The 22,987-nt window shown below is 69.4% G+C and carries 21 protein-coding genes and 1 riboswitch; of the genes, 7 read left to right on the top strand and 14 right to left on the bottom strand.

Features of this window, described 5'->3' with window-relative positions; all coding sequences use genetic code 11:
• Positions 1–36: 36 nt before the first annotated feature.
• The 7 genes from ACZ6JY_RS20460 to ACZ6JY_RS20430 form a co-directional block, all read right to left on the bottom strand.
• Positions 37–1,059 carry a ribonucleotide-diphosphate reductase subunit beta gene (locus ACZ6JY_RS20460; RefSeq protein ID WP_469197408.1) on the bottom strand — a complete coding sequence of 341 codons (1,023 nt, stop codon included), beginning with the start codon at positions 1,057–1,059 and terminating at the stop codon, positions 37–39.
• Complete coding sequence (locus ACZ6JY_RS20455) at positions 1,059–3,470, bottom strand: ribonucleoside-diphosphate reductase subunit alpha (protein WP_469197407.1); 2,412 nt, start codon at positions 3,468–3,470, stop codon at positions 1,059–1,061. The genes ACZ6JY_RS20460 and ACZ6JY_RS20455 overlap by 1 nt, the downstream gene beginning before the upstream one ends.
• A gap of 128 nt (positions 3,471–3,598) precedes the next feature.
• Positions 3,599–3,721: riboswitch (cobalamin riboswitch) on the bottom strand.
• A gap of 133 nt (positions 3,722–3,854) precedes the next feature.
• The gene (gene mctP / locus ACZ6JY_RS20450) at positions 3,855–5,498 is read right to left on the bottom strand and encodes a monocarboxylate uptake permease MctP (RefSeq protein ID WP_469197406.1); all 1,644 of its coding nucleotides are present in this window, start codon (positions 5,496–5,498) and stop codon (positions 3,855–3,857) included.
• Complete coding sequence (locus ACZ6JY_RS20445; protein ID WP_469197405.1) at positions 5,495–5,764, bottom strand: DUF3311 domain-containing protein; 270 nt, start codon at positions 5,762–5,764, stop codon at positions 5,495–5,497. Before ACZ6JY_RS20445 ends, mctP begins: the two co-directional genes overlap by 4 nt.
• A gap of 120 nt (positions 5,765–5,884) precedes the next feature.
• Positions 5,885–6,085, bottom strand: a complete 201-nt coding sequence (locus tag ACZ6JY_RS20440; protein WP_469197404.1) for a CstA-like transporter-associated (seleno)protein — start codon at positions 6,083–6,085, stop codon at positions 5,885–5,887.
• A complete protein-coding gene (locus ACZ6JY_RS20435; RefSeq protein ID WP_469197403.1) occupies positions 6,082–8,217 on the bottom strand; it encodes a carbon starvation CstA family protein in 2,136 nt (711 codons plus the stop codon). Before ACZ6JY_RS20435 ends, ACZ6JY_RS20440 begins: the two co-directional genes overlap by 4 nt.
• Before the next feature lie 103 nt (positions 8,218–8,320).
• Positions 8,321–9,118, bottom strand: a complete 798-nt coding sequence (locus ACZ6JY_RS20430) for a GntR family transcriptional regulator (protein ID WP_469198007.1) — start codon at positions 9,116–9,118, stop codon at positions 8,321–8,323.
• A 397-nt stretch (positions 9,119–9,515) separates the two neighbouring features.
• Here ACZ6JY_RS20430 and ACZ6JY_RS20425 point away from each other — a divergent pair, with 397 nt between their 5' ends.
• The 4 genes from ACZ6JY_RS20425 to ACZ6JY_RS20410 all read left to right on the top strand — a co-directional run bounded on the left by ACZ6JY_RS20425 (position 9,516) and on the right by ACZ6JY_RS20410 (position 14,219).
• Positions 9,516–10,793: an extracellular solute-binding protein gene (locus tag ACZ6JY_RS20425; protein ID WP_469197402.1), complete on the top strand. Its 1,278-nt coding sequence runs from the start codon at positions 9,516–9,518 to the stop codon at positions 10,791–10,793.
• Positions 10,794–10,887: 94 nt separating this feature from the next.
• The gene (locus tag ACZ6JY_RS20420) at positions 10,888–11,877 is read left to right on the top strand and encodes a carbohydrate ABC transporter permease (protein ID WP_469197401.1); all 990 of its coding nucleotides are present in this window, start codon (positions 10,888–10,890) and stop codon (positions 11,875–11,877) included.
• Entirely contained in the window at positions 11,874–12,704 is an 831-nt protein-coding gene (locus ACZ6JY_RS20415; protein WP_469197400.1) for a carbohydrate ABC transporter permease, read from the top strand. The genes ACZ6JY_RS20420 and ACZ6JY_RS20415 overlap by 4 nt, the downstream gene beginning before the upstream one ends.
• Before the next feature lie 6 nt (positions 12,705–12,710).
• Positions 12,711–14,219, top strand: coding sequence for a glycoside hydrolase family 3 protein (locus ACZ6JY_RS20410; protein ID WP_469197399.1), 1,509 nt, complete (start codon positions 12,711–12,713; stop codon positions 14,217–14,219).
• Positions 14,220–14,376: 157 nt separating this feature from the next.
• On the opposite strand, the gene nagB is transcribed toward ACZ6JY_RS20410, so the two are convergent.
• Positions 14,377–15,162 (bottom strand): glucosamine-6-phosphate deaminase, encoded by a 786-nt coding sequence (gene nagB / locus ACZ6JY_RS20405; protein WP_469197398.1) that lies wholly within the window; start codon positions 15,160–15,162, stop codon positions 14,377–14,379.
• Positions 15,163–15,400: 238 nt separating this feature from the next.
• Complete coding sequence (locus ACZ6JY_RS20400) at positions 15,401–16,159, bottom strand: SDR family oxidoreductase (RefSeq protein WP_469197397.1); 759 nt, start codon at positions 16,157–16,159, stop codon at positions 15,401–15,403.
• 118 nt (positions 16,160–16,277) lie between these two features.
• Here ACZ6JY_RS20400 and ACZ6JY_RS20395 point away from each other — a divergent pair, with 118 nt between their 5' ends.
• Positions 16,278–16,895 (top strand): TetR/AcrR family transcriptional regulator, encoded by a 618-nt coding sequence (locus ACZ6JY_RS20395; RefSeq protein WP_469197396.1) that lies wholly within the window; start codon positions 16,278–16,280, stop codon positions 16,893–16,895.
• A gap of 324 nt (positions 16,896–17,219) precedes the next feature.
• Complete coding sequence (locus ACZ6JY_RS20390) at positions 17,220–18,686, top strand: histidine kinase N-terminal domain-containing protein (RefSeq protein WP_469198005.1); 1,467 nt, start codon at positions 17,220–17,222, stop codon at positions 18,684–18,686.
• A 215-nt stretch (positions 18,687–18,901) separates the two neighbouring features.
• On the opposite strand, the gene ACZ6JY_RS20385 is transcribed toward ACZ6JY_RS20390, so the two are convergent.
• Both ACZ6JY_RS20385 and ACZ6JY_RS20380 read right to left on the bottom strand, forming a co-directional pair.
• Positions 18,902–19,159 (bottom strand): WhiB family transcriptional regulator, encoded by a 258-nt coding sequence (locus ACZ6JY_RS20385; RefSeq protein WP_016639615.1) that lies wholly within the window; start codon positions 19,157–19,159, stop codon positions 18,902–18,904.
• Between the two features lie 317 nt (positions 19,160–19,476).
• Positions 19,477–20,445, bottom strand: a complete 969-nt coding sequence (locus ACZ6JY_RS20380) for a diacylglycerol/lipid kinase family protein (RefSeq protein ID WP_447039920.1) — start codon at positions 20,443–20,445, stop codon at positions 19,477–19,479.
• Positions 20,446–20,525: 80 nt separating this feature from the next.
• Between ACZ6JY_RS20380 and ACZ6JY_RS20375 the strand changes: the two genes are divergently transcribed.
• The gene (locus ACZ6JY_RS20375) at positions 20,526–20,984 is read left to right on the top strand and encodes a hypothetical protein (protein ID WP_469197395.1); all 459 of its coding nucleotides are present in this window, start codon (positions 20,526–20,528) and stop codon (positions 20,982–20,984) included.
• 22 nt (positions 20,985–21,006) lie between these two features.
• Here ACZ6JY_RS20375 and ACZ6JY_RS20370 read toward each other — a convergent pair whose 3' ends face one another.
• The 3 genes from ACZ6JY_RS20370 to ACZ6JY_RS20360 all read right to left on the bottom strand — a co-directional run bounded on the left by ACZ6JY_RS20370 (position 21,007) and on the right by ACZ6JY_RS20360 (position 22,955).
• Positions 21,007–21,969, bottom strand: coding sequence for an RNA polymerase sigma factor SigF (locus ACZ6JY_RS20370; protein ID WP_469197394.1), 963 nt, complete (start codon positions 21,967–21,969; stop codon positions 21,007–21,009).
• Positions 21,970–22,037: 68 nt separating this feature from the next.
• The gene (locus ACZ6JY_RS20365; protein WP_447039924.1) at positions 22,038–22,451 is read right to left on the bottom strand and encodes an ATP-binding protein; all 414 of its coding nucleotides are present in this window, start codon (positions 22,449–22,451) and stop codon (positions 22,038–22,040) included.
• Positions 22,452–22,694: 243 nt separating this feature from the next.
• Positions 22,695–22,955, bottom strand: coding sequence for a UBP-type zinc finger domain-containing protein (locus ACZ6JY_RS20360; protein WP_469197393.1), 261 nt, complete (start codon positions 22,953–22,955; stop codon positions 22,695–22,697).
• Between the last annotated feature and the right edge of the window lie 32 nt (positions 22,956–22,987).

Here is a 22,987-nt window from a genome sequence, read left to right as displayed (position 1 = left end):
CGGGGGCGGGCACACCCGGACCGGTCCGCGCAGGCGTCAGAACTCGTCGTCGAAGGAGACCGAACCCTCCACCGCGACCTGGTACGCCGAGGGCCGCCGCTCGAAGAAGTTGGTCAGCTCCTGCACGCCCTGGAGCTCCATGAAGGAGAACGGGTTCGACGAGCCGTAGACCGGCGCGAAGCCCAGCCGCTGGAGCCGCTGGTCGGCGACGCACTGGAGGTACTCGCGCATCGAGTCGGTGTTCATGCCCGGCAGGCCGTCGCCGCACAGATCACGGGCGAACTGAAGCTCGGCCTCCACGGCCTCCTTGAGCATGTCCGTGACCTGCGTCTGCAACGCGTCGTCGAACAGCTCCGGCTCCTCCTTGCGGACCGTGTCCACCACGTCGAAGGCGAAGCTCATGTGCATCGTCTCGTCGCGGAACACCCAGTTCGTGCCGGTCGCGAGGCCGTGCAGCAGACCGCGGCTGCGGAACCAGTAGACGTACGCGAAGGCACCGTAGAAGAAGAGGCCCTCGATGCACGCGGCGAAGCAGATGAGGTTGAGCAGGAAGCGGCGGCGGTCGGCCTTGGACTCAAGGCGGTCCATCTTCTCGACCGAGTCCATCCACTTGAAGCAGAACTCCGCCTTCTCGCGGATGGAGGGGATCTCCTCCACCGCGTCGAAGGCCGCCGCGCGGTCCTCAGGGTCGGGCAGATAGGTGTCGAGCAGCGTCAGATAGAACTGGACGTGCACGGCCTCCTCGAAGAGCTGACGGCTCAGGTACAGCCGCGCCTCGGGGGAGTTGATGTGCTTGTAGAGCGTGAGCACCAGGTTGTTCGAGACGATCGAGTCACCGGTCGCGAAGAACGCGACGAGGCGGCCGATCATGTGCTGTTCGCCGGGCGAGAGCTTCGCGAGGTCGGTGACGTCGGAGTGGAGGTCGACCTCCTCCACGGTCCAGGTGTTCTTGATCGCGTCCCGGTAGCGCTCGTAGAAGTCCGGGTAGCGCATGGGGCGCAGGGTCAGCTCGAAGCCCGGGTCGAGGAGGTTCTTCGTGCTGTTGGTCGTGGTGCTCATTACTGGCAGGCCTCGCAGGACTCGGGGTTTTCCAGGGAGCAGGCGACGGCGTCTTCGGCCGTGACCTGCGCGGGTACGGGGGCGGGGGCGGCGGTGGTCGCGCCGGAGCCGGCCGCGCGGGCGATGCGGGTGGCGGGGCGCGAGCGCAGGTAGTACGTGGTCTTCAGGCCCTGCTGCCAGGCATAGGCGTACATCGAGGAGAGCTTGCCGATGGTCGGCGTCTCCAGGAACAGGTTCAGGGACTGCGCCTGGTCGAGGAACGGCGTGCGCGCGGCGGCCATGTCGATGAGGCCGCGCTGCGGGATCTCCCACGCCGTGCGGTACAGCGCGCGCACGTCCTCGGGGATCCAGCCGAAGCCCTGCACGGAGCCGCTGGCCTCGCGCAGCGCCTCGCGGGTCTGCGCGTCCCAGACGCCGAGCCGCTTCAGCTCCTTCACCAGGTAGGCGTTGACCTGGAGGAACTCACCGCTGAGCGTCTCGCGCTTGAAGAGGTTGGAGACCTGCGGCTCGATGCACTCGTAGACGCCCGCGATGGAGGCGATGGTGGCGGTCGGCGCGATGGCCAGCAGCAGGGAGTTGCGCATGCCGGTGGTGGCGATGCGCGCCCGCAGGGCCGCCCACCGCTCCGGCCAGGTCAGCTCGGCACCGTAGTGGTCGGGGTGCAGGACGCCGCGCGCGGTGCGGGTCTTCTCCCAGGCGGGGTGCGGGCCGTTCCGTTCGGCGAGGTCCGCGGAGGCCTCGTACGCGGCCAGCATGATCCGCTCGGCGATCCGGGTGGAAAGGGCGCGCGCATCGGGGGAGTCGAACGGCAGCTTGAGCTGGAAGAAGACGTCCTGGAGGCCCATCGCGCCGAGGCCCACCGGGCGCCACTTGGCGTTGGAGCGCCCGGCCTGCTCGGTCGGGTAGAAGTTGATGTCGACGACGCGGTCGAGGAAGGTGACGGCCGTACGGACGGTCGCGTCGAGCCGCTCCCAGTCGATGTCACCGGCGGCCGTGTCCACGAACGCGCCGAGGTTGACCGAGCCGAGGTTGCAGACGGCCGTCTCGCCGTCGTCCGTGACCTCCAGGATCTCCGTGCAGAGGTTGGAGGAGTGCACGGTGTGACCGGGCTCCGCCGTCTGGTTGGCGGTGCGGTTGGCGGCGTCCTTGAACGTCATCCAGCCGTTGCCGGTCTGCGCGAGGGTGCGCATCATGCGGCCGTACAGCTCACGGGCAGGGATGGTCTTCTTCGCGAGCCCGGCGGCCTCCGCCCCGCGGTAGGCGGCGTCGAACTCCTCGCCCCACAGGTCGACGAGGTCGGGCACGTCGGCGGGGGAGAACAGCGACCAGTCCTGGTCGGCGGCGACCCGGCGCATGAACTCGTCCGGGATCCAGTGCGCGAGGTTGAGGTTGTGCGTGCGGCGCGCGTCCTCACCGGTGTTGTCCCGCAGCTCGAGGAACTCCTCGATGTCGGAGTGCCAGGTCTCCAGGTAGACCGCGGCGGCGCCCTTGCGCCGGCCGCCCTGGTTCACGGCGGCGACCGAGGCGTCCAGGGTCTTCAGGAACGGCACGATGCCGTTGGAGTGCCCGTTCGTGCCGCGGATCAGCGAACCCCGGGAACGGATGCGGGAGTACGAGAGTCCGATGCCGCCCGCGTGCTTGGAGAGCCGCGCGACCTGGTGGTAGCGGTCGTATATCGAGTCCAGCTCGTCCAGCGGGGAGTCGAGGAGGTAGCAGGAGGACATCTGCGGGTGGCGGGTGCCGGAGTTGAAGAGCGTCGGTGACGACGGCAGGTAGTCCAGGCGGCTCATCAGGCCGTACAGCGCGGCGACCTCGTCCACCGCGCGGACGCCCTCGTCCTCCGCGAGGCCGCTCGCGACGCGCAGCATGAAGTGCTGCGGGGTCTCGATGACCTGGCGGGTGATGGGGTGGCGCAGCAGATAGCGGCTGTGCAGGGTGCGCAGGCCGAAGTAGCCGAACCGGAAGTCGGCGCCGTCCGCGAGAGCCGCGTCCACCAGCGCGTCGAGCCGGGCCGCGTGCTCCGTCACGAACGATGCCGTGCGGTCGGCGATCAGACCCTCGCGGTGGCCCACCGCGACGGAGTCGGTGAAGGAGCGCACGCCCTGCGTCGCCGCTTCCTCGCGGATGCCGATCGAGAGCAGCCTGGCCGCGAGCTTCGAGTACTCCGGATCCTCGGAGATGAGCCCCGCGGCGGCCTCGGTGGCGAGCTCCCGCAGCTCCGCCTCGTCGGCGCGGGCCGAGCGGCCCCGCAGCGCGGCGGCGGCGACCCGGCCGGGGTCGGCGTCGGGGAGGTCGGCGGTGAGGTCGGTCAGGGTGCGCAGCAGCGCGGTTCCCGGGCCGTCGGTTCCTTCGCCGCCCTCGGCGGTCGGCGGCTTCGTCGCTGACGCTGGTTCGGCAGGCGCGATGGTCACGTGGGGCACTCCCTCGCTCGGCTCTGGGCCAGGGGAGGGAAGGCGCACGGGCAGCACGCGCGCAGGGCGGTGCACCGCGTCCACCGGCCCACTCCGCGAGGCCCGGACGGTCGGCACCCGGGCCGGACGGCACGGGTGCGCTGCCGGCAGGTCTTCGGACTCCGCGTACGCCAAATAGGTACACGTACACCGTTGCGGGACAGTTCCGGACTTGCACCGGATTCCCCTGCGGCGACAGCGAGCATGAGCATACATCTTGTGCTGGCTCGCCGAAGCGGGCCCACATCTTGTGTCGGTACGCGGAGATGACGCAGGGCCGCCGGTTTCCCGGCGGCCCTGCGTCATCTCCGGAGAGGGCCCCTGGGGCCCTTGCGAGGGGTGTGGTCAGTGGGCGGCGCCCGCGGTGGCCGGGGGCAGTTCCTCGACGACGCCGGGGTCTCCCGCGTCCGCGGTGTAGTCACCGGGCGAGGTCTCGTCGATGCCGTCGGGGGCCTTCATGGCCCTCAGGACGAAGGTGAGGACCACCGTCACGACGACGTTCAGGACGAACGCGGTGAGGCCGATGTAACCGATCTCGCCGATGCCGGGGATCTCGTCGGAGGAGCCGCCGAAGTGCTTCTGCGAGGGCGAGGCGACGCCGTACGCGGCCAGGGTGCCGTAGAGCATGCCGACCGCCCATCCGGCCAGCAGCGCCCAGCGGTGGAACCAGCGCGTGAACAGGCCGCCGACCAGCGCGGGCATGGTCTGGAGGATCCAGATGCCGCCCAGGAGCTGGAAGTTGATCGCGACGGTCTTGTCCATGGTGAGGACGAAGGCGAGCGCGCCGACCTTCACCAGGAGCGAGACCAGCTTGGAGACCTTGGTCTCCTGCGCGGGTGTCGCGTCCGGCCTGATGAAGTCCTTGTAGATGTTGCGGGTGAAAAGGTTCGCGGCGGCGATCGACATGATGGCGGCGGGGACGAGCGCGCCGATGCCGATCGCGGCGAAGGCGACGCCCGTGAACCAGTCGGGGAACATGTTCTCGAAGAGCTGCGGGATCGCGAGCTGTCCGTTCTCCACCTTGACCCCGGCCGCGATCGCCATGAAGCCGAGCAGCGCGAGCAGGCCGAGCATCAGCGAGTACAGCGGCAGGATCGTGGTGTTGCGGCGGATCACGTTGCGGCTCTTGGAGGAGAGCGTCGCCGTGATCGAGTGCGGGTACATGAAGAGCGCGAGCGCGGAGCCGAGCGCCAGCGTCGCGTACGTCCACTGCCCGGTCTGAGCCGGAGCCAGGCCCGCGACGGGCTTGCCCGCGGCGTCGTTGGCGGCGGAGAACTTGGCGTCGGCCGCCCGGAAGATCTCGTCGAACCCGCCCAGCTTGATCGGGATGTAGATGATCGCCACGGCGATGACGAGGTAGATCAGGCCGTCCTTCACGAACGCGATCAGGGCGGGGGCGCGCAGACCCGAGGAGTACGTGTACGCCGCGAGCACCGCGAAGGCGATCAGGAGCGGCAGGTCCTTGATGAACCAGTTGGTGTCGGGGCCGCCGCCGACGCCCATGACGTCAAGGACGGCCTGGATGCCCACGAGTTGGAGCGCGATGTACGGCATCGTGGCGAGGATGCCGGTGACCGCGACCGCCAGGGAGAGCCCCTTGGAGCCGAAGCGGCCGCGCACGAAGTCCGAGGTCGTCACATAGCCGTGCTTGTGCGAGACCGACCAGAGCCGCGGCAGGAAGGTGAAGATCAGCGGGTAGACGAGGATCGTGTAGGGCACCGCGAAGAAGCCGGCCGCGCCCGCCGCGTAGATCGCCGCGGGCACGGCGACGAAGGTGTACGCGGTGTAGAGGTCGCCGCCGAGCAGGAACCAGGTGACCCAGGTGCCGAACGAGCGGCCGCCGAGGCCCCATTCGTCCAGGCTCTCGGTCTCGGCCTTGCGCCAGCGCGCGGCCAGGAAGCCCATCGCCGTGACGGCGACGAAGAAGAAGATGAAGACGGCGAGCGCGATGCCGTTGACACCGCCGGTGCCGGCTGCGAGGACGTTCATCGGCCCGCACCCCCCTGAACCTGCTCGGCCTTGCGGGCGCGCTGGTCACGCTGCCACAGCTTGTAGGCGATCATCGTGAGTACCGTGGAGATGACCACCCACAGCATCTGGTACCAGTAGAAGAACGGGATGCCGATGAAGGTCGGATCGACCTTGGCGTACGAGCTCACCCAGAGCATCGCCACGAACGGCGCGACAAGGCAGACGGCGATGACCACGCGGACCGGCGTGACCACCGGTCTGTTCACTTCAGGCGCATCTGACATATCGCGGCTCCGTTCACTCACTTATCCCATGCTTAACGTGCGGGAAATCTAAGCGAGAGTCTCGCGCTATGGAACCCCTGTCCGAATAACGGACGGGAATCGAAGCGGCGACATGCCTGTTCAGCAGCAGCGGAAGCCCTGCCGGGGGTCCGACTCCTGTGTCTGTGTCCGCATCCGCTCGAAGGCCCGGCGGTCGGGCACGGCCGCGGCCGGATGCTCCTTGCGTACGTGCGCCACGTACCGCTCGTACGCCGACTCGTCGGTGAGTTCGCGGACGTACCAGCGCATCCAGCGCAGTCCGCGCAGCAGCAGTGCGGTCATGGGCGAGCCGCCGGTTCCTGCCGCGAGGCCTCCTGTTTCTCCTCGCGGGTGGGGAAGAGCCCGGCGGGTGCCGTCAGCTTCGACTCCACGTAGGGGGCCTCGCTCAGCCGCGAGGCCCACGGGTCGCGGATGTGCCGGACGCAGACCCGTGCCGCGTCCACGATCACGACGACGATGAGCAGGGCGAGGACCGCCGAGATCACCCCGTCCACCGTGGAGTTGGTGACCACCGTGTGCATGTCGTCCATGGACTTGGCGGGCGGCAGGATCTTGCCCGCCTCGATGGCGTCCTGGTAGTCGGAGCGCTGCTGGAAGAAGCCCACGCGGGGGTCGCCGGAGAACACCTTCTGCCAGCTCGCGGTGAGCGTCACGGTGGCGTCCCAGGCGAGCGGGACCGCGGTGATCCAGGCCCACTTGAGGCGCCCCGACTTCACGAGCAGCGTCGTGCAGACGGCGAGGGCGACGGCGGCGAGGAGCTGGTTGGCGATGCCGAAGATCGGGAAGAGCTGGTTGATCCCGCCGAGCGGTTCGTGCACGCCGACCCAGAGGAAGTAGCCCCACAGACCGGTGACGGCGGCGCTGGTCAGGATCAGGCCGGGCTTCCAGCTCACGTTCCTGAACGGCTTGTACACGTTGCCGAGCATGTCCTGGAGCATGAAGCGCCCCACGCGCGTGCCCGCGTCGAGCGCGGTCAGGATGAACAGCGCCTCGAACATGATCGCGAAGTGGTACCAGAAGGCCCGCATCGAGCCGCCGGTGACCTTCGAGAAGATCTCGGAGACGCCGACCGCGAGCGTGGGCGCGCCGCCGGTGCGCGAGAGCAGCGACGACTCCTCCACCTGCTCGGCGGCGCGCGCGAGCTCGGCGGGGGAGATGGAGTACCCGAAGCCCGCGACGGCCTTCGACGCCTCCTGGACGGTGTCGCCGACGACGCCCGCGGGCGCGTTCATCGCGAAGAAGAGACCGGGGTCGATGATGGACGCGGCGACGAGCGCCATGATCGCGACGGCCGACTCCATCAGCATGGAGCCGTAGCCGACCATCCTGACCTGCGTCTCCTTCTGGATCATCTTCGGTGTCGTGCCCGAGGAGATCAGCGCGTGGAAGCCGGAGAGCGCACCGCACGCGATGGTGATGAAGACGAAGGGGAACAGCGAGCCCGCGAAGACGGGACCGTCGCCGCGGGAGGCGAAGTCGGTCACCGGGTCCATCTTCAGCGTCGGCAGGGTGAGCACCACGCCGAGGGCGAGCAGCAGGATGGTGCCGATCTTCATGAAGGTCGAGAGGTAGTCGCGCGGCGCGAGCAGCATCCACACCGGCAGGATCGAGGCGATGAACCCGTACGCGACCAGCCAGATGACCAGCGTCGACGGCGCGAGGGTGAAGGTGTCGGCGAGCGAGGACTCCGCGACCCAGCGCCCCGCGACCAGCGCGAGCAGCAGCAGCGCGATGCCGATGAGGGAGACCTCGCTGACCCGTCCCGGCCGCAGCACCCGCAGGTAGAAGCCCATCAGCAGGGCGATGGGGACGGTCATCGCGATGGAGAAGGTGCCCCAGGGCGACTCGGCGAGCGCGTTGACGATCACCAGGGCGAGCACGCCGAGCAGGATGATCATGATGGCGAAGGCGGCGAGCAGCGCGGCGGCCCCGCCGAAGGGGCCGATCTCCTCGCGCGCCATCTGGCCCAGCGACTTGCCGTCACGCCGGGTGGAGAAGAACAGCACGACCATGTCCTGCACGGCCCCGGCGAAGATCACGCCGACGATGATCCAGATGGTGCCCGGCAGATAGCCCATCTGAGCGGCGAGCACCGGGCCGACCAGCGGGCCCGCGCCCGCGATCGCCGCGAAGTGGTGGCCGAGCAGGACGCGGCGGTCGGTCGGGTGGAAGTCGATGCCGTTGTCGAGCCGCTCGGCGGGCGTCGCCCTCGTCCTGTCGACCTTCAGGACCCTGTGCGCGACGAACTTCGAGTAGAAGCGGTAGGCGATGGCGTACGAGCCGAGGGCCGCGGCCACCATCCAGGCGGCCGACACCTCCTCGTCGCGCGCCAGCGCGAGGACACTCCAGCCCGCGGCGCCGACCAGCGCGACGAGGCTCCAGACGACGATCGTTCGGGGATTCGCTCTGCGCACCGGGCCGTCCTCCCGTTCATCATGCGATGACGTCAGGAACGTAGGGCAGTGGAGTGCCGTGCGCCAGACCGCGTACGGGACTCGTGGGGAGGGCGGGGCGCGCTCAGTCCGTCGGCCGCTTCAGGCGGGCCACGAACTTGTAGCGGTCGCCGCGGTAGACCGAGCGCACCCACTCCACGGGCCGGCCCTCGCCGTCCAGGGAGTGCCGGGAGAGCAGCAGCATGGGCAGGCCGACGTCGGTGCCGAGCAGGCCGGCCTCGCGCGGGGTGGCCAGCGACGTCTCGATGGTCTCCTCGGCCTCGGCGAGGTGCACGTCGTAGACCTCGGCGAGGGCGGTGTAGAGCGAGGTGTACTTGACCAGGGAGCGGCGCAGCGCGGGGAAGCGCTTGGCCGAGAGGTGCGTGGTCTCTATGGCCATCGCCTCGCCGTTGGCCAGGCGCAGCCGCTCGATGCGCAGGACTCGGCTGCCCGCGCCGATGTCGAGCAGCCCGGCGAGGGTGTCGTCGGCGGTGATGTAGCCGATGTCCAGGAGCTGCGAGGTCGGCTCCAGGCCCTGGGCGCGCATGTCCTCGGTGTACGAGGTCAGTTGCAGGGCCTGCGACACCTTCGGCTTGGCGACGAAGGTGCCCTTGCCCTGGATGCGCTCCAGGCGGCCCTCGACGACCAGCTCCTGAAGGGCCTGGCGGACCGTCGTGCGCGAGGTGTCGAACTCGGCGGCGAGTGTGCGCTCCGGGGGGACGGGGGTGCCGGGCGGCAGCGTCTCCGTCATGTCGAGGAGGTGCCGCTTCAGGCGGTAGTACTTCGGTACGCGCGCGGTGCGGCCGATGCTCGCGGCGCCCGTGCCCTCCGTCGCCGCGGGCGCGCCCGCGTCGGTCCTCGTGCTGCCCGCCTCGGTGCCCATGGCCCGCCCACCCGTCTCCCGGCCGCCGCTCTTCAGCGACTGGTTCGGCTCCTGTGCTGCTGCCGTCACCGGCTCCTCCGTCTGTCGCGGCTCACATCGTGGCACGGTACGGCCCTGGGTCCCCCTGCTCGAACGAAAGTCGCCCGAACGAAAGTCGCCCGCCGGAAATCCGGGGTGCGAAGTCGAGGTGCGAAGGGGGAGTCCCGCTCCTCAGGTGTCGGTCCGATAACGGACGTGACAGCCCTTCTTATACACCCTTGACACCCCTAAAGGTCTAGGCCAAGCTCCCCGTACTGGTCTACACCATTAAAGACCAGGTTCCAGTCCCACGGGCAGATCTCGGTCCATTCGGTCGCTGCGGGTGGGGGGTTGACTGGCATCCCTTGAGGAGGGTGACGTGAAGCGCAAGCTCATAGCGGCCATTGGTGTCGCGGGCATGTTGGTCTCGGTCGCGGCATGCGGCGGCGACAGCGACAGCGACGACAACGCCGGAGGGGCCGACGGCTTCAAGGGCCAGACGCTGACGCTGTGGGCGATGGACGGTTCGACGCCCGACCAGTGGCAGAAGGACGTCACGGCCGCCTTCGAGAAGAAGACCGGCGCGAAGCTGAAGTTCGAGGTCCAGCAGTGGAACGGCATCCAGCAGAAGCTGACCACGGCCCTCTCCGAGGAGAACCCGCCGGACGTCTTCGAGATCGGTAACACCCAGACCGCCGCGTACGCCAAGACCGGCGGCCTCGCCGAGCTCGGTGACCTCAAGGAGTCCATCGGCGCCGACTGGACCGAGTCGATGAACAAGGCCTCGGTCATCGACGGCAAGCAGTACGCCGCCCCGTGGTTCGTCCTGAACCGCGTCGTGGTCTACAACAAGAAGATCTGGGCCGACGCCGGCATCAAGGAGCTTCCGAAGACCCGCGCCGAGTTCCTCAAGAACCTCAAGCAGATCGGCGAGAAGACCGACGCCGAGCCGATCTACATGCCCGGCCAGAACTGGTACCACTTCGTCGGCCTGACCATCGGCGAGGGCGCCGAGCTGGTCAAGAAGGACGGCGACAAGTACGTCTCCAACCTGGACGACCCCAAGGTCACCAAGGCGATGAAGACGTACAAGCAGTTCGCGGACCTCTCCAAGGCCCCCAAGAACAAGGACGAGGCCACCCCGCAGCAGGCCGAGGTCTTCGCCAAGGGCAAGACCGGCGCCTTCATCGGCATGAGCTGGGAAGCGCCCACCGCCATCAAGGCGAACCCGAAGATCGAGAAGGACATCGGCTTCTTCACGATCCCCGGCGCCACCGCCGACAAGCCCGAGGGCGTCTTCCTCGGCGGCTCCAACCTCGCCGTCGCCGCGACCAGCAAGAAGCAGGAGCTCGCCAAGGAGTTCCTCAAGATCGCGCTGTCCGACAAGTTCGAGGGTCAGTTCGCCAAGGAAGGCGGCACGATCCCGAACAAGAAGGCCCTCGAGTCCAACCTCAAGGGCAACCCGGCCGCCGAGGCCGCCGCTCCCGCCACCGCCGGCGGCGGCACCACCCCGCTGATCCCGGAGTGGGGCGCGGTCGAGAACCCGCCGAACCCGATCAAGAACTACATGACCGCGGTGCTCAACGGTAAGTCGCCTGCCGACGCCGCCAAGCAGGTCGAGGGCGAGCTCAACAAGCGCCTGTCGCAGAAGCAGTAAGGACGCCCCTCCTGCCGGGGGCGGCGGGTGACACGACCTCGCCGCCCCCGGCTCCCCTCTGCGTACCGCGATGCCCACGAAAGAGATGGCGAGCATGACCGTGCAGAAAACCGAACGGCCGCCCTCCGGCCCGACGGAGGTGCAGACACCGGCAGGCGGGCCACCGTCCGGTGCCCCGCGCGGGGGGCCAAGACGTCTCGCCGGGGTGGCGCCCTATCTGCTCCTCGCCCCCGCGATCGCCGTCACCCTGCTGCTGCTCGGCTGGCCGCTGGTCAACAACGGGGTGCTGTCGTTCCAGAACCTCAACATGCGGCAGTTCATTCTGCACTTGACCGAGTGGAACGGATTCGACAACTACAAGGAGGTCCTCACCGGCGAGGACTTCTGGCGGGTCACCGGCCGCTCGGTCGCCTTCACCGCCGTCAACGTCGTGCTGATCATGGCCCTCGGGACGCTGGTGGGACTGCTCCTCGCCCGCCTCGGCCAGAAGATGCGCACGTTCCTCCTGCTCGGCCTCGTGCTCACCTGGGCGATGCCCGTCGTCGCGGCGAGCACGGTCTACCAGTGGCTGTTCGCGCAGCGCTTCGGCGTCGTCAACTGGGTGCTCGCCAAGATCGGCTTCGAGTCGATGGCCGACCACGACTGGCTGGCCACGCAGTACTCGACCTTCTTCGTCGTCCTGCTGCTGGTCGTCTGGATGTCCATCCCCTTCGTGGCGATCAACCTGTACGCCGCCACGACCACCATCCCCAAGGAGCTGTACGAGGCCGCCGCGCTGGACGGCGCCGGCGCCTGGAAGCAGTTCACCCAGGTCACACTGCCGTACCTGCGGCCCTTCCTCTACGCCACGACGTTCCTGGAGATCATCTGGGTCTTCAAGGCGTTCGTCCAGGTCTTCACGATCAACGAGGGCGGCCCGGACCGGCTGACCGAGATCCTTCCCGTCTACGCCTACATCGAGGGCATGGGCAACCAGCACTTCGGCATGGGTGCCGCCATCGCGCTGCTCACCATCATCATCCTGCTGGCCATCACCTCGTTCTACCTGCGGATCGTGCTCAAGCAAGAGGAGGACGAGCTGTGAACCGCTCGCTGCTGGGCCGGCTGTGGCCCAACCTGGTCGCCGTCGTCATCTTCGTCCTCTGCGTCTTCCCCGTGTACTGGATGTTCGCGACGGCCTTCAAGCCGACCGGCGACATCATCGCCGAGGACCCGGTCTGGTTCCCGACCGACGCCACTCTTGAGCACTTCAAGACGGCCATGGACGCCGACCACTTCTGGACCATGGTCGGCAACTCCCTGACCGTGACGGTCCTCGCGGTCCTCTTCTCCCTCATCATCGGCGTGACCGCGGCGTTCGCCCTCGCCCGCATGCGGTTCAAGGGCCGGCGCGGCTTCATCATCGGCTTCATGCTGGCGCAGATGGCGCCCTGGGAAGTCATGGTCATCGCGATCTACATCATCGTGCGCGACGCGGACATGCTGAACAGCCTGATCCCGCTGACCCTCTTCTACATGGTGATGATCCTGCCCTTCACCCTCCTCACGCTGCGCGGCTTCGTCGCCGCGGTGCCCAAGGAGCTGGAGGAGTCCGCCATGGTCGACGGCTGCACCCGCATGCAGGCCTTCCGCCGGGTGATCCTGCCGCTGCTCGCGCCCGGCCTGATGTCGACCTCCCTCTTCGGCTTCATCACCGCCTGGAACGAGTTCCCGCTGGTCCTCGTGCTCAACAAGGAGGCCGAGGCCAAGACCCTGCCGGTCTGGCTCTCCAGCTTCCAGACCGCCTTCGGCGACGACTGGGGCGCCACCATGGCCGCCGCCTCCCTCTTCGCCATCCCGATCCTGATCCTCTTCGTCTTCCTGCAGCGCAGGGCCGTCAGCGGCCTCACCGACGGCGCAGTGAAGGGATAACGCCTGATGACGACACTTACGACGCCCGCCGGTGACACCCTCACCCGCAATGCCCTGGCCGTGCTCCAGCCAGGCTTCGACGGCACCACCGCCGCACCGGACTGGCTGCGCCGCCGGATCGGCGAAGGCCTCGCCTCCGTCAGCCTGTTCGGCCGCAACGTACAGACCGCCGAGCAGGTGGCCGCCCTCACCGCCCAGCTGCACGCCGAGCGCGACGACCTCCTGATCGCCATCGACGAGGAGAGCGGCGACGTCACCCGCCTGGAGGTGCGCACCGGCTCCTCCTACCCGGGCAACCACGCGCTCGGCGCCGTCGACGACACGACGCTGACCCGCGAGGTCGCCGCCGACCTCGGCCGACGCCTCGCCGCCTGCGGCATCAACCTCAACTGGGCGCCCTCGGCCGACGTCAACGCCAACCCCGACAATCCGGTCATCGGCGTACGTTCCTTCGGCGCGGACCCCGCACTCGTGGCCCGGCACACCGCCGCCTACGTCGAGGGCATGCAGTCCTCCGGCGTCGCCACCTCCGCCAAGCACTTCCCGGGGCACGGCGACACGGCGATCGACTCGCACCACTCCGTGCCGGTCATCGACGTCGACAGGGACGTCCTGAACTCCCGTGACCTCGCGCCCTTCCGCGCGGCGATCGCCGCGGGCACGCGGGCCGTGATGAGCGCCCACGTCCTGGCCCCGGCCCTCGACCCGGACAACCCCGGAACGCTCTCCCGCCGCATCCTCACCGGCCTGCTCCGCGAGGAGTTCGGCTACGAGGGACTCATCGTCACCGACGGCATGGACATGCAGGCCATCGCCGGCACGTACGGCTTCGAACGCGGCTGTGTCCTCGCCATCGCCGCCGGCGCCGACGCCATCTGCACGGGTGGCGGACCCTCGGACGAGGGGACCGTGCTGCGGCTGCGGGACGCCTTCGTCGCGGCGGTGCGCTCGGGCGAACTGCCCGAGGAGCGCCTCGCCGACGCGGCCGACCGCGTACGGGCCCTGGCGGGCTGGGCCGCAACGTCAGCCGGTCGGGGCGCGCCCGACCGTTCGGGGAGCGCACCCGACACCGGGATCGGCCTGGTCGCGGCCCGCCGCGCCCTGACGGTCACCCGCGGCGAGACCTACGCCGCGCCGCTCACCTCGGCGCCCTACGTCGCCACCTTCAGCCCGCTCCCGAACATCGCGGTCGGCGACGAGACCCCCTGGGGCGTCACGGCCGAACTGGAGCGCAGGTTCCCCGGCACCGGGGCGGGCACGTTCTCCGGCGGCGCGGCGGGCACCGAGGCCCTCGCGGCGGCGGGGGAGCGGCGCATCGTCGCGGTCGTCCGCGACGCCCACCGCCACGGCTGGATGTCCGCGGCCCTGGACACCCTGCTGGCCGCCCGCCCCGACACCATCGTGGTCGAAATGGGCGTCCCCCAGTCCGCCCCGACCGGCGCCCTCCACATAGCGACCCGCGGCGCGGCCAGGGTCTGCGGCGAGGCGGCGGCAGAAATCATCACCGCGGGCTGAGGCACCCCCGAACGGCCCGAGCCAAGGGGCCTGCCGAACCAAGGCCCGCCGAGCCAAGCCTCACCGAGCCAAGGCCCGCCGAACCAAGGCCCACCGAACGAAAGGGGCGCCCCCAGCGGGGGCGCCCCTTTCGGCACGACCTGAGCCAGGCCCCTCTTTACAGCCCCTGCCAGGCAGGCTTGTCGGCGAAGGTGTGCCGGAAGTACTCCGCGAGCTTCAGCTTCGACGCGGCGGCCTCGTCCACGACCACCGTGGCGTGCGGATGCAGCTGCAGGGCCGACGCGGGGACGATCGAGGCGACAGGGCCCTCGACCGTCGCGGCCACCGCGTCGGCCTTGCCCTCACCCGTGGCGAGCAGCACCAGGTGCCGCGCCTCCAGGATCGTCCCGATCCCCTGGGTGATCACGTGGTGCGGGACCTGCTCGATGTCCCCGTCGAAGAAGCGCGCGTTGTCCACCCGCGTCTGCTCCGTCAGCGTCTTGATCCGCGTACGCGAAGCGAGCGACGAGCACGGCTCGTTGAACCCGATGTGCCCGTCCGTGCCGATCCCGAGGAGCTGGAGGTCGACGCCACCGGCCTCGGCCAGCGCCTTGTCGTACTGCACGCACGCCGACTGCACGTCCTTGGCACTGCCGTTCGGGCCCATGAACGAGGCCTCGCTCAGCCCGAGCGGCTCGACGACCTCGCGCAGCACGACCGAGCGGTACGACTCCGGGTGCCCGGCGGGCAGGCCCACGTACTCGTCGAGCTGGCAGATCCGCACCCGCGACGCGTCCACGTCACCGGCGGCGACCTTGGCGGCCAGCGCCTCATAGATGGGCAGGGGGGTGGATCCGGTGGCGACACCGAGCAGGGCGTCAGGCTTACGGCGCACCAGGGCGGCCATGGCCTCCGCGATGAGCTCGCCGCCTGCCGTGGCGTCCGGGACGATGACAACTTCCACGCTGGGCCTGCCGATCTGGAGAGGGCTCTATGAAGGTGGTATAGACCAATCTAGCAGAGCCGCGCCCCGAGAACAGTCCTTTCCCCCAGCCCATGCTGACCCCTCCGACCGCCCCGCGCCCGCCGAACTTTCCCGGGCCCGTGCGACGCCGGCCGTGGCCGTCGCCAGTCCCGCCCATCGCCCGCCGCTGGTCCCGCCCGTAACCCGCCGCTGGTCCCGTCCGTCGCCGGTCCGTCCGTCACAGCCCCAGCGCGGAACCTCCCGTCGCGTCGATGTACTGGCCGGTGATCCATCGCGCGTCGTCCGAGGCGACGAAGGAGACGATGTCCGCCACGTCGGCGGGCTGTCCTATGCGGCCGAAGGTCGAGTACCCCGCCATCTCCGCCCGCTGCTCCTCGGGGGCGCCCCGCATCATCTCCGTCTCGACGATCCCCGGCGCCACCGCGTTGACCGTGATCCCGCGAGGGCCGAGCTCCTGGGCGAGCGTGTGCGTCAGTACGTTCACCGCGCCCTTCGTCATGGAGTACGCGATGGTGACCGGGAAGGCGATCCGGGTGACTCCGGAGGAGATGTTGATGATGCGGCCGCCGTCGCTCAGCCGGCCGAGGCCCTTCTGCACGATGAAGTACAGCGCCTTGGTGTTGACCGCGAACGCCCGGTCGTACTCCTCCTCGCGCACTTCGTCCACCCTGCCGTACAACCCGATGCCCGCGTTGTTCACCAGGATGTCCAGGCCGTCCGCGTGCCGGTCGAACTCCGCCCAGAGCGCCTCGGCGTCGCCGGGGACGCCGAGCTCGGCGCGGATCGCGAAGGCGGAGCCGCCCGCGGCCTCGATCGCGGTCACCGTCTCCTTCGCGGCCGTGTCATTGCTGCCGTAGTGCACGGCGACCCGCGCCCCGTCCCGCCCGAGCCGCTCGGCGATGCCTCGCCCGATGCCCCGGCTCGCCCCCGTGACCAGCGCCGTCTTTCCCGCAAGCCTGCCCTCGGACATACCCATGACAGACACCCCCTCTTTCTCCGTGGATCTCTCCGACGGATTTAGCTAGTGGTCGCTACAGAAAGAACCGTAGCCCGCGCCGCCTCTATTTACTAGCGCCCGCTATACAATTCACTCCATGGCGACGAAACAGCGCGGCCGCCCCCGCTCCTTCGACCGCGAGACGGCGCTCGAACAGGCGATCAAGGCCTTCTGGGAGCACGGGTACGAGGGCACGTCCGTCTCCGACCTGACCCGCGTCATGGGCATCGGCGCCCCCAGCCTCTACGCCGCGTTCGGCGACAAGCGCACGCTCTTCGACGAGGTCGTCGTGCGGTACGGCGCCAGGTACGGCGTCTTCGGCGGACCCGCCTTCGACGAGGAGCCCACCGTGCGCGGCGGTGTGGAGCGGATGCTGCGCGAGGCCGCGGCCGCGTTCACCGACCCCGCCCATCCGCGCGGCTGCCTGGTCATCACCGCCGCCACGAACTGCACGACCCCGGAGGTGGAGGAGGCCCTGCGCGAGCGGCGGAACGCCAATATCGCGGACATCGAGGCCCGCGTCGCCGCGGCCGTCGCGGCGGGCGAGCTGCCGGAGAGTGCCGACCCCTCAGCCCTCGCCCGCTATACGGGAGCGGTCTTCCAGGGGATGTCCCAGCAGGCCAGGGACGGCGCCACCAGGGAGGACCTGGAAGCGGTGGCGGATCTGGCGATGTCGGCGTGGCCGGGAAGTGGACTGCCGGAGAACAGGGGCTGATCCCCCGTGGGCGCGCCCCTCGGGGGAAGCACCGAGAAGCGACGAGAACAAAGATCCGTCGACGCGTAGACATCCGAGAATGGTCTAGTCCACAATGCGAGGGTAAAGCCTCCGCTCTCCCCGCACAGGCGAGCGGACCGAGGAGCCGGCGCTCTCTGCCCTGACCGCGCCGGACCCTCCTGATCGGCCGTCCAGTACCGCACATTCTGGCGGCCGATGCACCTGAAGGGCTGCGGTGCCGTGGCGGGTCGAGGGTCCCGCCCTGGCGCCGCGGCTCGTCGGGAGCCGCCGTGCGCGAAAGGTACGCTCGCACTCGTGCCCTCCATGAACGACCTCGTACGCCAGCACACCGCCCTCGGTGACTCCGACCTCGAGTGGCTGCATCTGCTGGTCTCGGAGTGGCAGCTGCTCTCCGACCTCTCCTTCGCCGACCTCGTGCTCTGGGTTCCCACCCGTGACGGCACCCGCTATGTCTCGGTGGCGCAGATGCGGCCCAACACGGGCCCCACCTCCTACCAGGACGACATGGTCGGACACCTCGTACCGCGCGGCCGGCGCCCCCTTCTGGACGCGGCCCTGGACGAGGGCCGCATCGTCCGCGAGGGCGACCCCGAGTGGCGCGAGGAGGTCCCGGTGCGGGTGGAGTCCATCCCCGTACGACGGGAGGGGCGTGTACTGGGAGTGATCGCCCGCAACACCAACCTGCTGACGGTCCGCACGCCTTCGCGTCTTGAGCTGACCTACCTTCAGTCGGCCTCCGACCTCGCGCAGATGATCGCCGCCGGATCGTTCCCGTTCCCGGGCCAGCAGGTGGACATGGACGCGTCCCCGCGCGTGGGAGACGGTCTGCTGCGGCTCGACGCCGACGGCGTCGTCCAGTACGCCTCACCGAACGCCCTCTCGGCCTACCACCGCCTCGGCCTCGCCGCCGATCTGGTCGGTCATCACCTCGGCCGGGCCACCGCCGAACTCGCGCCCTCACGTGGTCCGGTGGACGAAGCCCTGGCCAAGGTCGCAAGCGGCTGGGCGCCGCGTGAGTTCGAGATCGAGGGCGGAGACGGGGTGATCCAGCTCCGCGCGATCCCGCTCAAGCCCAAGGGGCCGCGCATCGGTTCACTCGTACTCCTGCGCGACGTCACGGAACTGCGCCGCCGGGAGCGGGAGTTGATCACCAAGGACGCGACCATCCGGGAGATCCACCACCGGGTGAAGAACAACCTCCAGACGGTCGCCGCGCTGCTGCGTCTCCAGGCCCGCCGCATCGACTCGGCCAAGGGCCGGGAGGCGCTGGAGGAGGCGGTGCGCCGCGTGGGCTCCATCGCCATCGTCCACGAGACGCTCTCCCAGAACCTCGACGAGCGCGTGGAGTTCGACGAGATCGCCGACCGGGTCCTCGCGATGGTCGCCGAGATCTCGCCGGGCAAGGTCACGGGCCGGCGCACCGGACGCTTCGGCATCCTCGACGCGGAGGTGGCGACACCGCTGTCGATGGTGCTCACGGAGATCCTTCAGAACGCCCTGGAGCACGGATTCCGCGAGGGGGACACCGGCACGGTCGAGGTCTCGGCGGTGCGCGGCGGCACCAGCAAGGACGTGCGGCTGCTGATCACCGTCCAGGACGACGGCGTCGGTCTGCCGGACGACTTCGACCCGCAGCGCTCCGGCAACCTCGGCCTGCAGATCGTCCGCACACTCGTCGAGGGGGAACTCGGCGGCGGCTTCGACATGGTCCGCGCCCCCGAGCGCGGCACGCAGGTGCTCCTCGACATCCCGATCGACGGCGACAAGTAACGGCGGCTACAGGCAGCGGCGCCCGACAAGCGATGACAGTGGCGCCGGCCGCGAACCGGGCAGCGCACAGCAGTGAGCCCCGGACCGAAATGGTCCGGGGCTCACTGCTCACGTTGCGATGCGCATCGGGGGTACTGCGCGGCTGCGGCTCGGGGGCGGGAGATGCGTACACGCTGTACGCGCCGCCAAGCTCAGGCTCGTCGGGGGTGTGGGCGTCAGGCGCTGGCCTGGCGTGCACGGTTGCGAGCGGCGCGGCGCTTCATTGCGCGGCGCTCGTCCTCGCTGAGGCCACCCCAGACGCCGGAGTCCTGGCCGGACTCGAGCGCCCACTGCAGGCACTGCTCCATGACGGGGCAGCGGCGGCAGACGGCCTTGGCTTCCTCGATCTGCAGCAGCGCAGGACCGGTGTTGCCGATGGGGAAGAAGAGCTCGGGGTCTTCTTCGCGGCAAACGGCGTTGTGACGCCAGTCCATGGCTGCTACCTCTCCTTGGTATTACATGCAGGTTGCTTGTGAATGTGAACGCTTTCACGAATCCCCCCGCACGGGAAGGGCCGACTCCCAGTTGCCTGGTGTGGACCTGTGGTGGAGGAGGGGTTCTGGCTCTCTGATGGGGCCGATGTTGCGGGCCGTCCCGATCGCCATGTAGAGATTCGCAAACCTCGGCGGCGGATACAACCCCTTCCGGGAAGTTTTTTTTGATTCCTCAGTGTCGGCTGGGTCACAGCCGTACTTCCATGGGGTGGATCCTGGTCTAAACGTTCGAGTGAAAGGACTTTAGGCCCTTCTACTCACACAATCACACGCAGTGCACGGCGAACGCCTGTGAACGTCACGCTCGTGCGCAGTCCCAAGTGGTCACCGTCCATCTGGAGGGGTAGTGGAACCTTTGAATGCAAGGTGAAGTCCGTGAGGTCGTGGAGTGTGACCGCGTGCTTACCGTGCGGTCCCCGCTCCGGCGTCGACGTCAGGAGCTGCGTGCCGTAACGAGCCACCGCGGCCGTCGAGAGCTTCTTCAGGCCCAGTACGTCCAGCGCGGTGTCGAAGGACGCCCGCGGGGACGCGTACAGCGGGCGATTGCCCAGGTAGGAGTAGGGCGAGGTGTTGCAGACTATCGACATCACCAGGTCCGTCACCGGGTCCTCGCCGGGCCGCTCCAGCGTGATCATGCCGTGCCGGCGGTGGGGCTCGTCGATGAACTGCCGCAGCACCTGGCGCACGTACAGCGCGTGCGTGGAGCGTCTGCCGAGCTCCCGCTGCTGTTCGACTCTGCCGACCACGCCGCCGTCGAAACCGAGTCCCGCGCAGAACGTGAACCAGCGCGAGGGCACCGCCTCGTCCTCCGTGCCCGGCGTGCCGCCCGCGATGCCCAGGCCCACCGTGCGCTCGCTGCCCTCGCGCAGGGCGTCGAGCAGGGCGCCGGTGGCCTCCACCGCGTCGTTCGGCAGCCCCAGGGCGCGCGCGAAGACGTTGGTCGAGCCACCGGGGACGACGGCGAGGCGGGGGAGATGGTCGGGATCGGGGCCGTGGTGCAGCAGTCCGTTGACGACTTCGTTGACGGTGCCGTCGCCACCGAGAGCGACGACCAGCTCGATGTCCTTGCTCTCCGCGGCCTGCCGGCCGAGGTCTCTCGCGTGTCCCCGGTACTCCGTCGTCACCGCATCGAGCTTCATCTCGCTCGCCAGTGCGTGAACCAGGACGTCACGCGTACGCGCACTGGTGGTGGTTGCCGCCGGGTTGACCACGAGAAGTGCACGCATGCTCAGCAGGGTACCTAGCGCTCGGCGGGCGGCCCAGACCGAGGTGCCGGGGGACGGACACGCGGAGCTACCCTGCTGGAGTGAGTACTGAGCGGAAAACCACCCCCGAAGCCCCGGAGCCGCCCGCGCCGGGCCCGCGCCCCGGGCGCCTCACCGCCGCCGCGGCCCTGTCCGCGCTGGAGGGCCTCGCCCTCTTCGCCGGGGGTGTGTACATGCTCGTGATGGGCCTCGCGGGATCGCCCGACGACCCGCGGCAGGCCGAGACCGGCGGCATCACGCTGATCGTCCTCGCGCTGCTGCCGCTGCTCGCCGCGCGCGGACTGCTCAAGCTGCGCCGGTGGAGCCGGGGGCCCGCGATCATCACGCAGATCATGGCGCTGCCGGTGGCCTGGCAACTGCTCCAGGCCGACAGCGCCGCGATCCCCGCGGGCATCGCCCTCGCGATCGTGGCGATCGCCTCGCTGGTGCTCCTGGTCCATCCGGTGACGACCGAGGCCCTCGGCATCCGGGGCCCCGGCAGCGTGCAGGACCAGAAGTAGCGCCTGCCTCCGTGGGGGCGGCCTACTCCTCCACGAGGAGCTTCTCGCGGAGCTGGGCCAGCGTGCGGGCCAGCAGGCGCGAGACGTGCATCTGGGAGATGCCGACCTCCTGCGCGATCTGCGACTGCGTCATGTTGCCGAAGAAGCGCAGCAGCAGGATCCGCTTCTCGCGCGGCGGCAGGTCCTCCAGGAGCGGTTTGAGCGACTCGCGGTACTCGACGCCCTCCAGGGCCTCGTCCTCGGCGCCCAGGGTGTCCGCCACGGCCGGCGACTCGTCGTCCGTGTCGGGAACGTCCAGGGACAGCGTGGAGTAGGCGTTCGCCGACTCCAGGCCCTCCAGGACCTCCTCCTCGGAGATGGCCAGCTTCTCCGCGAGCTCGTGCACCGTGGGGGAGCGGCCGTGCATCTGGGACAGCTCGGCCGTCGCCGTCGTCAGCGAGAGACGCAGCTCCTGGAGGCGCCGCGGGACGCGGACCGCCCACCCCTTGTCGCGGAAGTGCCGCTTGATCTCGCCGACGACCGTCGGGGTCGCGTACGTGGAGAACTCCACGCCGCGCTCCGGGTCGAACCGGTCGACGGACTTGATCAGGCCGATCGTGGCGACCTGGGTGAGGTCGTCGAGCGGCTCGCCGCGGTTGCGGAAGCGGCGGGCCAGGTGCTCGACGAGCGGCAGGTGCATGCGCACGAGCTGATTGCGCAGCTCCGCATACTCCCGACTGCTGTTCTCCAGGGCGCGCAGCTCGACGAACATCGCGCGTGCGCTGGTCCGGTCCCGTGGATCGTGACGGCTGTGCTCGTGCTCGCTCATGATTCCCGCCCGTCGCCCGCCGCCCCGGCCGGAGAGCTGCTCGAGCCCGTCCTTGGCGGTCGGCTCTGCCTGCTCCGACACATCGGCCTCGGCCACCGTCGCCGGACCCGGCTGCTCCGGGTCCTCCGGGTGCGGTTTGGCCTGCTGCTCGGGGATTCCGGTGGTCATACGAGGCATCCCCTCCCTGCCGTCGACGGGCAGACTCTCTGTGCCGCGCTCTTCGTCCCGCACCGGCCCGTCTCCGTTCACGCCGGCCCGGGTCCCGCGCCGCGCTTCTTGTAGAGGCTGATCGAGACGGTGTTGTCCTCGGCGACGGTGGAGTCCACCTGGCCCGCGAGGGCCGACAGCACAGTCCAGGCGAAGGTGTCCCGCTCCGGGGCCCGGCCGTCGGTCGTGGGCGCCGAGACCGTCACCTCCAACGAGTCGTCGACGAGCCGGAAGACGCAGCTGAGCACCGAGCCGGGCACGGCCTGTTGCAAGAGGATCGCGCAGGCCTCGTCGACCGCGATGCGGAGGTCCTCGATCTCGTCGAGAGTGAAGTCCAAACGCGCCGCGAGGCCGGCCGTCGCCGTCCGCAGCACCGACAGGTAGGCACCCGCAGCCGGAAGGCGGACTTCCACGAAGTCCTGATTTCCGGGCTCGCCTGCGATGTGGGACACCCTCACCTCCAAGGTGGTACAAGCACTTTCGGGGCTCCGGTCCACCGTCCGGCGGTCCGGCCTGCGTCACACGGGTAACGCGCCACGTAGTTATGCGGTGACGCTACCGCGATCCCCAGCTCCGTGTCCCGGGGGCCCCGCCCTGATGCTGTCACTCATAGTAAGCATATGAGTACACACAGTGGCTAGGGGTTCGGCGACCCCAATTGGAAAGAACGGGTGCCGGGTTGACGTACCCAGGCGTCAGACGATCGAACCGTCCACGAAGCACCAGCGCCAGCTCTCGCCCGGCTCGAAGGTCCTCATCACTGCGTGTGAGGTCTCCTCGAAGTGCGCCGTCGCGTGCCGGAACGGCGAAGAGTCGCAGCAGCCCACGTGCCCGCACTCCAGGCAGAGTCGCAGCTGGACGGGGTGACTGCCGACCGCACGGCACTCCAGGCACGTGTCGCTCAGGGGTGACACCTCGGGACGGGGCAGTGCGGCGACGTGCGGGCACTCGTTCATGATTGCCAGGTTACGTCGGGAAAACGGAAGGT

Source organism: Streptomyces sp. NPDC046335, assembly GCF_055587985.1.
Note: the sequence above shows the minus strand (reverse complement) of the source record. Positions and strands in the feature narration are given on the sequence as shown.

Coding starts and splice junctions, on each gene's coding strand:
- ACZ6JY_RS20460 (WP_469197408.1), bottom strand. CDS start 1,059: ATGAGCACCACGACCAACAGCACGAAGAACCTCCTCGACCCGGGCTTC.
- mctP (WP_469197406.1), bottom strand. CDS start 5,498: ATGAACGTCCTCGCAGCCGGCACCGGCGGTGTCAACGGCATCGCGCTC.
- ACZ6JY_RS20445 (WP_469197405.1), bottom strand. CDS start 5,764: ATGTCAGATGCGCCTGAAGTGAACAGACCGGTGGTCACGCCGGTCCGC.
- ACZ6JY_RS20440 (WP_469197404.1), bottom strand. CDS start 6,085: ATGACCGCACTGCTGCTGCGCGGACTGCGCTGGATGCGCTGGTACGTC.
- ACZ6JY_RS20430 (WP_469198007.1), bottom strand. CDS start 9,118: ATGGGCACCGAGGCGGGCAGCACGAGGACCGACGCGGGCGCGCCCGCG.
- ACZ6JY_RS20420 (WP_469197401.1), top strand. CDS start 10,888: ATGACCGTGCAGAAAACCGAACGGCCGCCCTCCGGCCCGACGGAGGTG.
- ACZ6JY_RS20410 (WP_469197399.1), top strand. CDS start 12,711: ATGACGACACTTACGACGCCCGCCGGTGACACCCTCACCCGCAATGCC.
- ACZ6JY_RS20400 (WP_469197397.1), bottom strand. CDS start 16,159: ATGGGTATGTCCGAGGGCAGGCTTGCGGGAAAGACGGCGCTGGTCACG.
- ACZ6JY_RS20395 (WP_469197396.1), top strand. CDS start 16,278: ATGGCGACGAAACAGCGCGGCCGCCCCCGCTCCTTCGACCGCGAGACG.
- ACZ6JY_RS20390 (WP_469198005.1), top strand. CDS start 17,220: ATGAACGACCTCGTACGCCAGCACACCGCCCTCGGTGACTCCGACCTC.
- ACZ6JY_RS20385 (WP_016639615.1), bottom strand. CDS start 19,159: ATGGACTGGCGTCACAACGCCGTTTGCCGCGAAGAAGACCCCGAGCTC.
- ACZ6JY_RS20380 (WP_447039920.1), bottom strand. CDS start 20,445: ATGCGTGCACTTCTCGTGGTCAACCCGGCGGCAACCACCACCAGTGCG.
- ACZ6JY_RS20370 (WP_469197394.1), bottom strand. CDS start 21,969: ATGCCTCGTATGACCACCGGAATCCCCGAGCAGCAGGCCAAACCGCAC.
- ACZ6JY_RS20360 (WP_469197393.1), bottom strand. CDS start 22,955: ATGAACGAGTGCCCGCACGTCGCCGCACTGCCCCGTCCCGAGGTGTCA.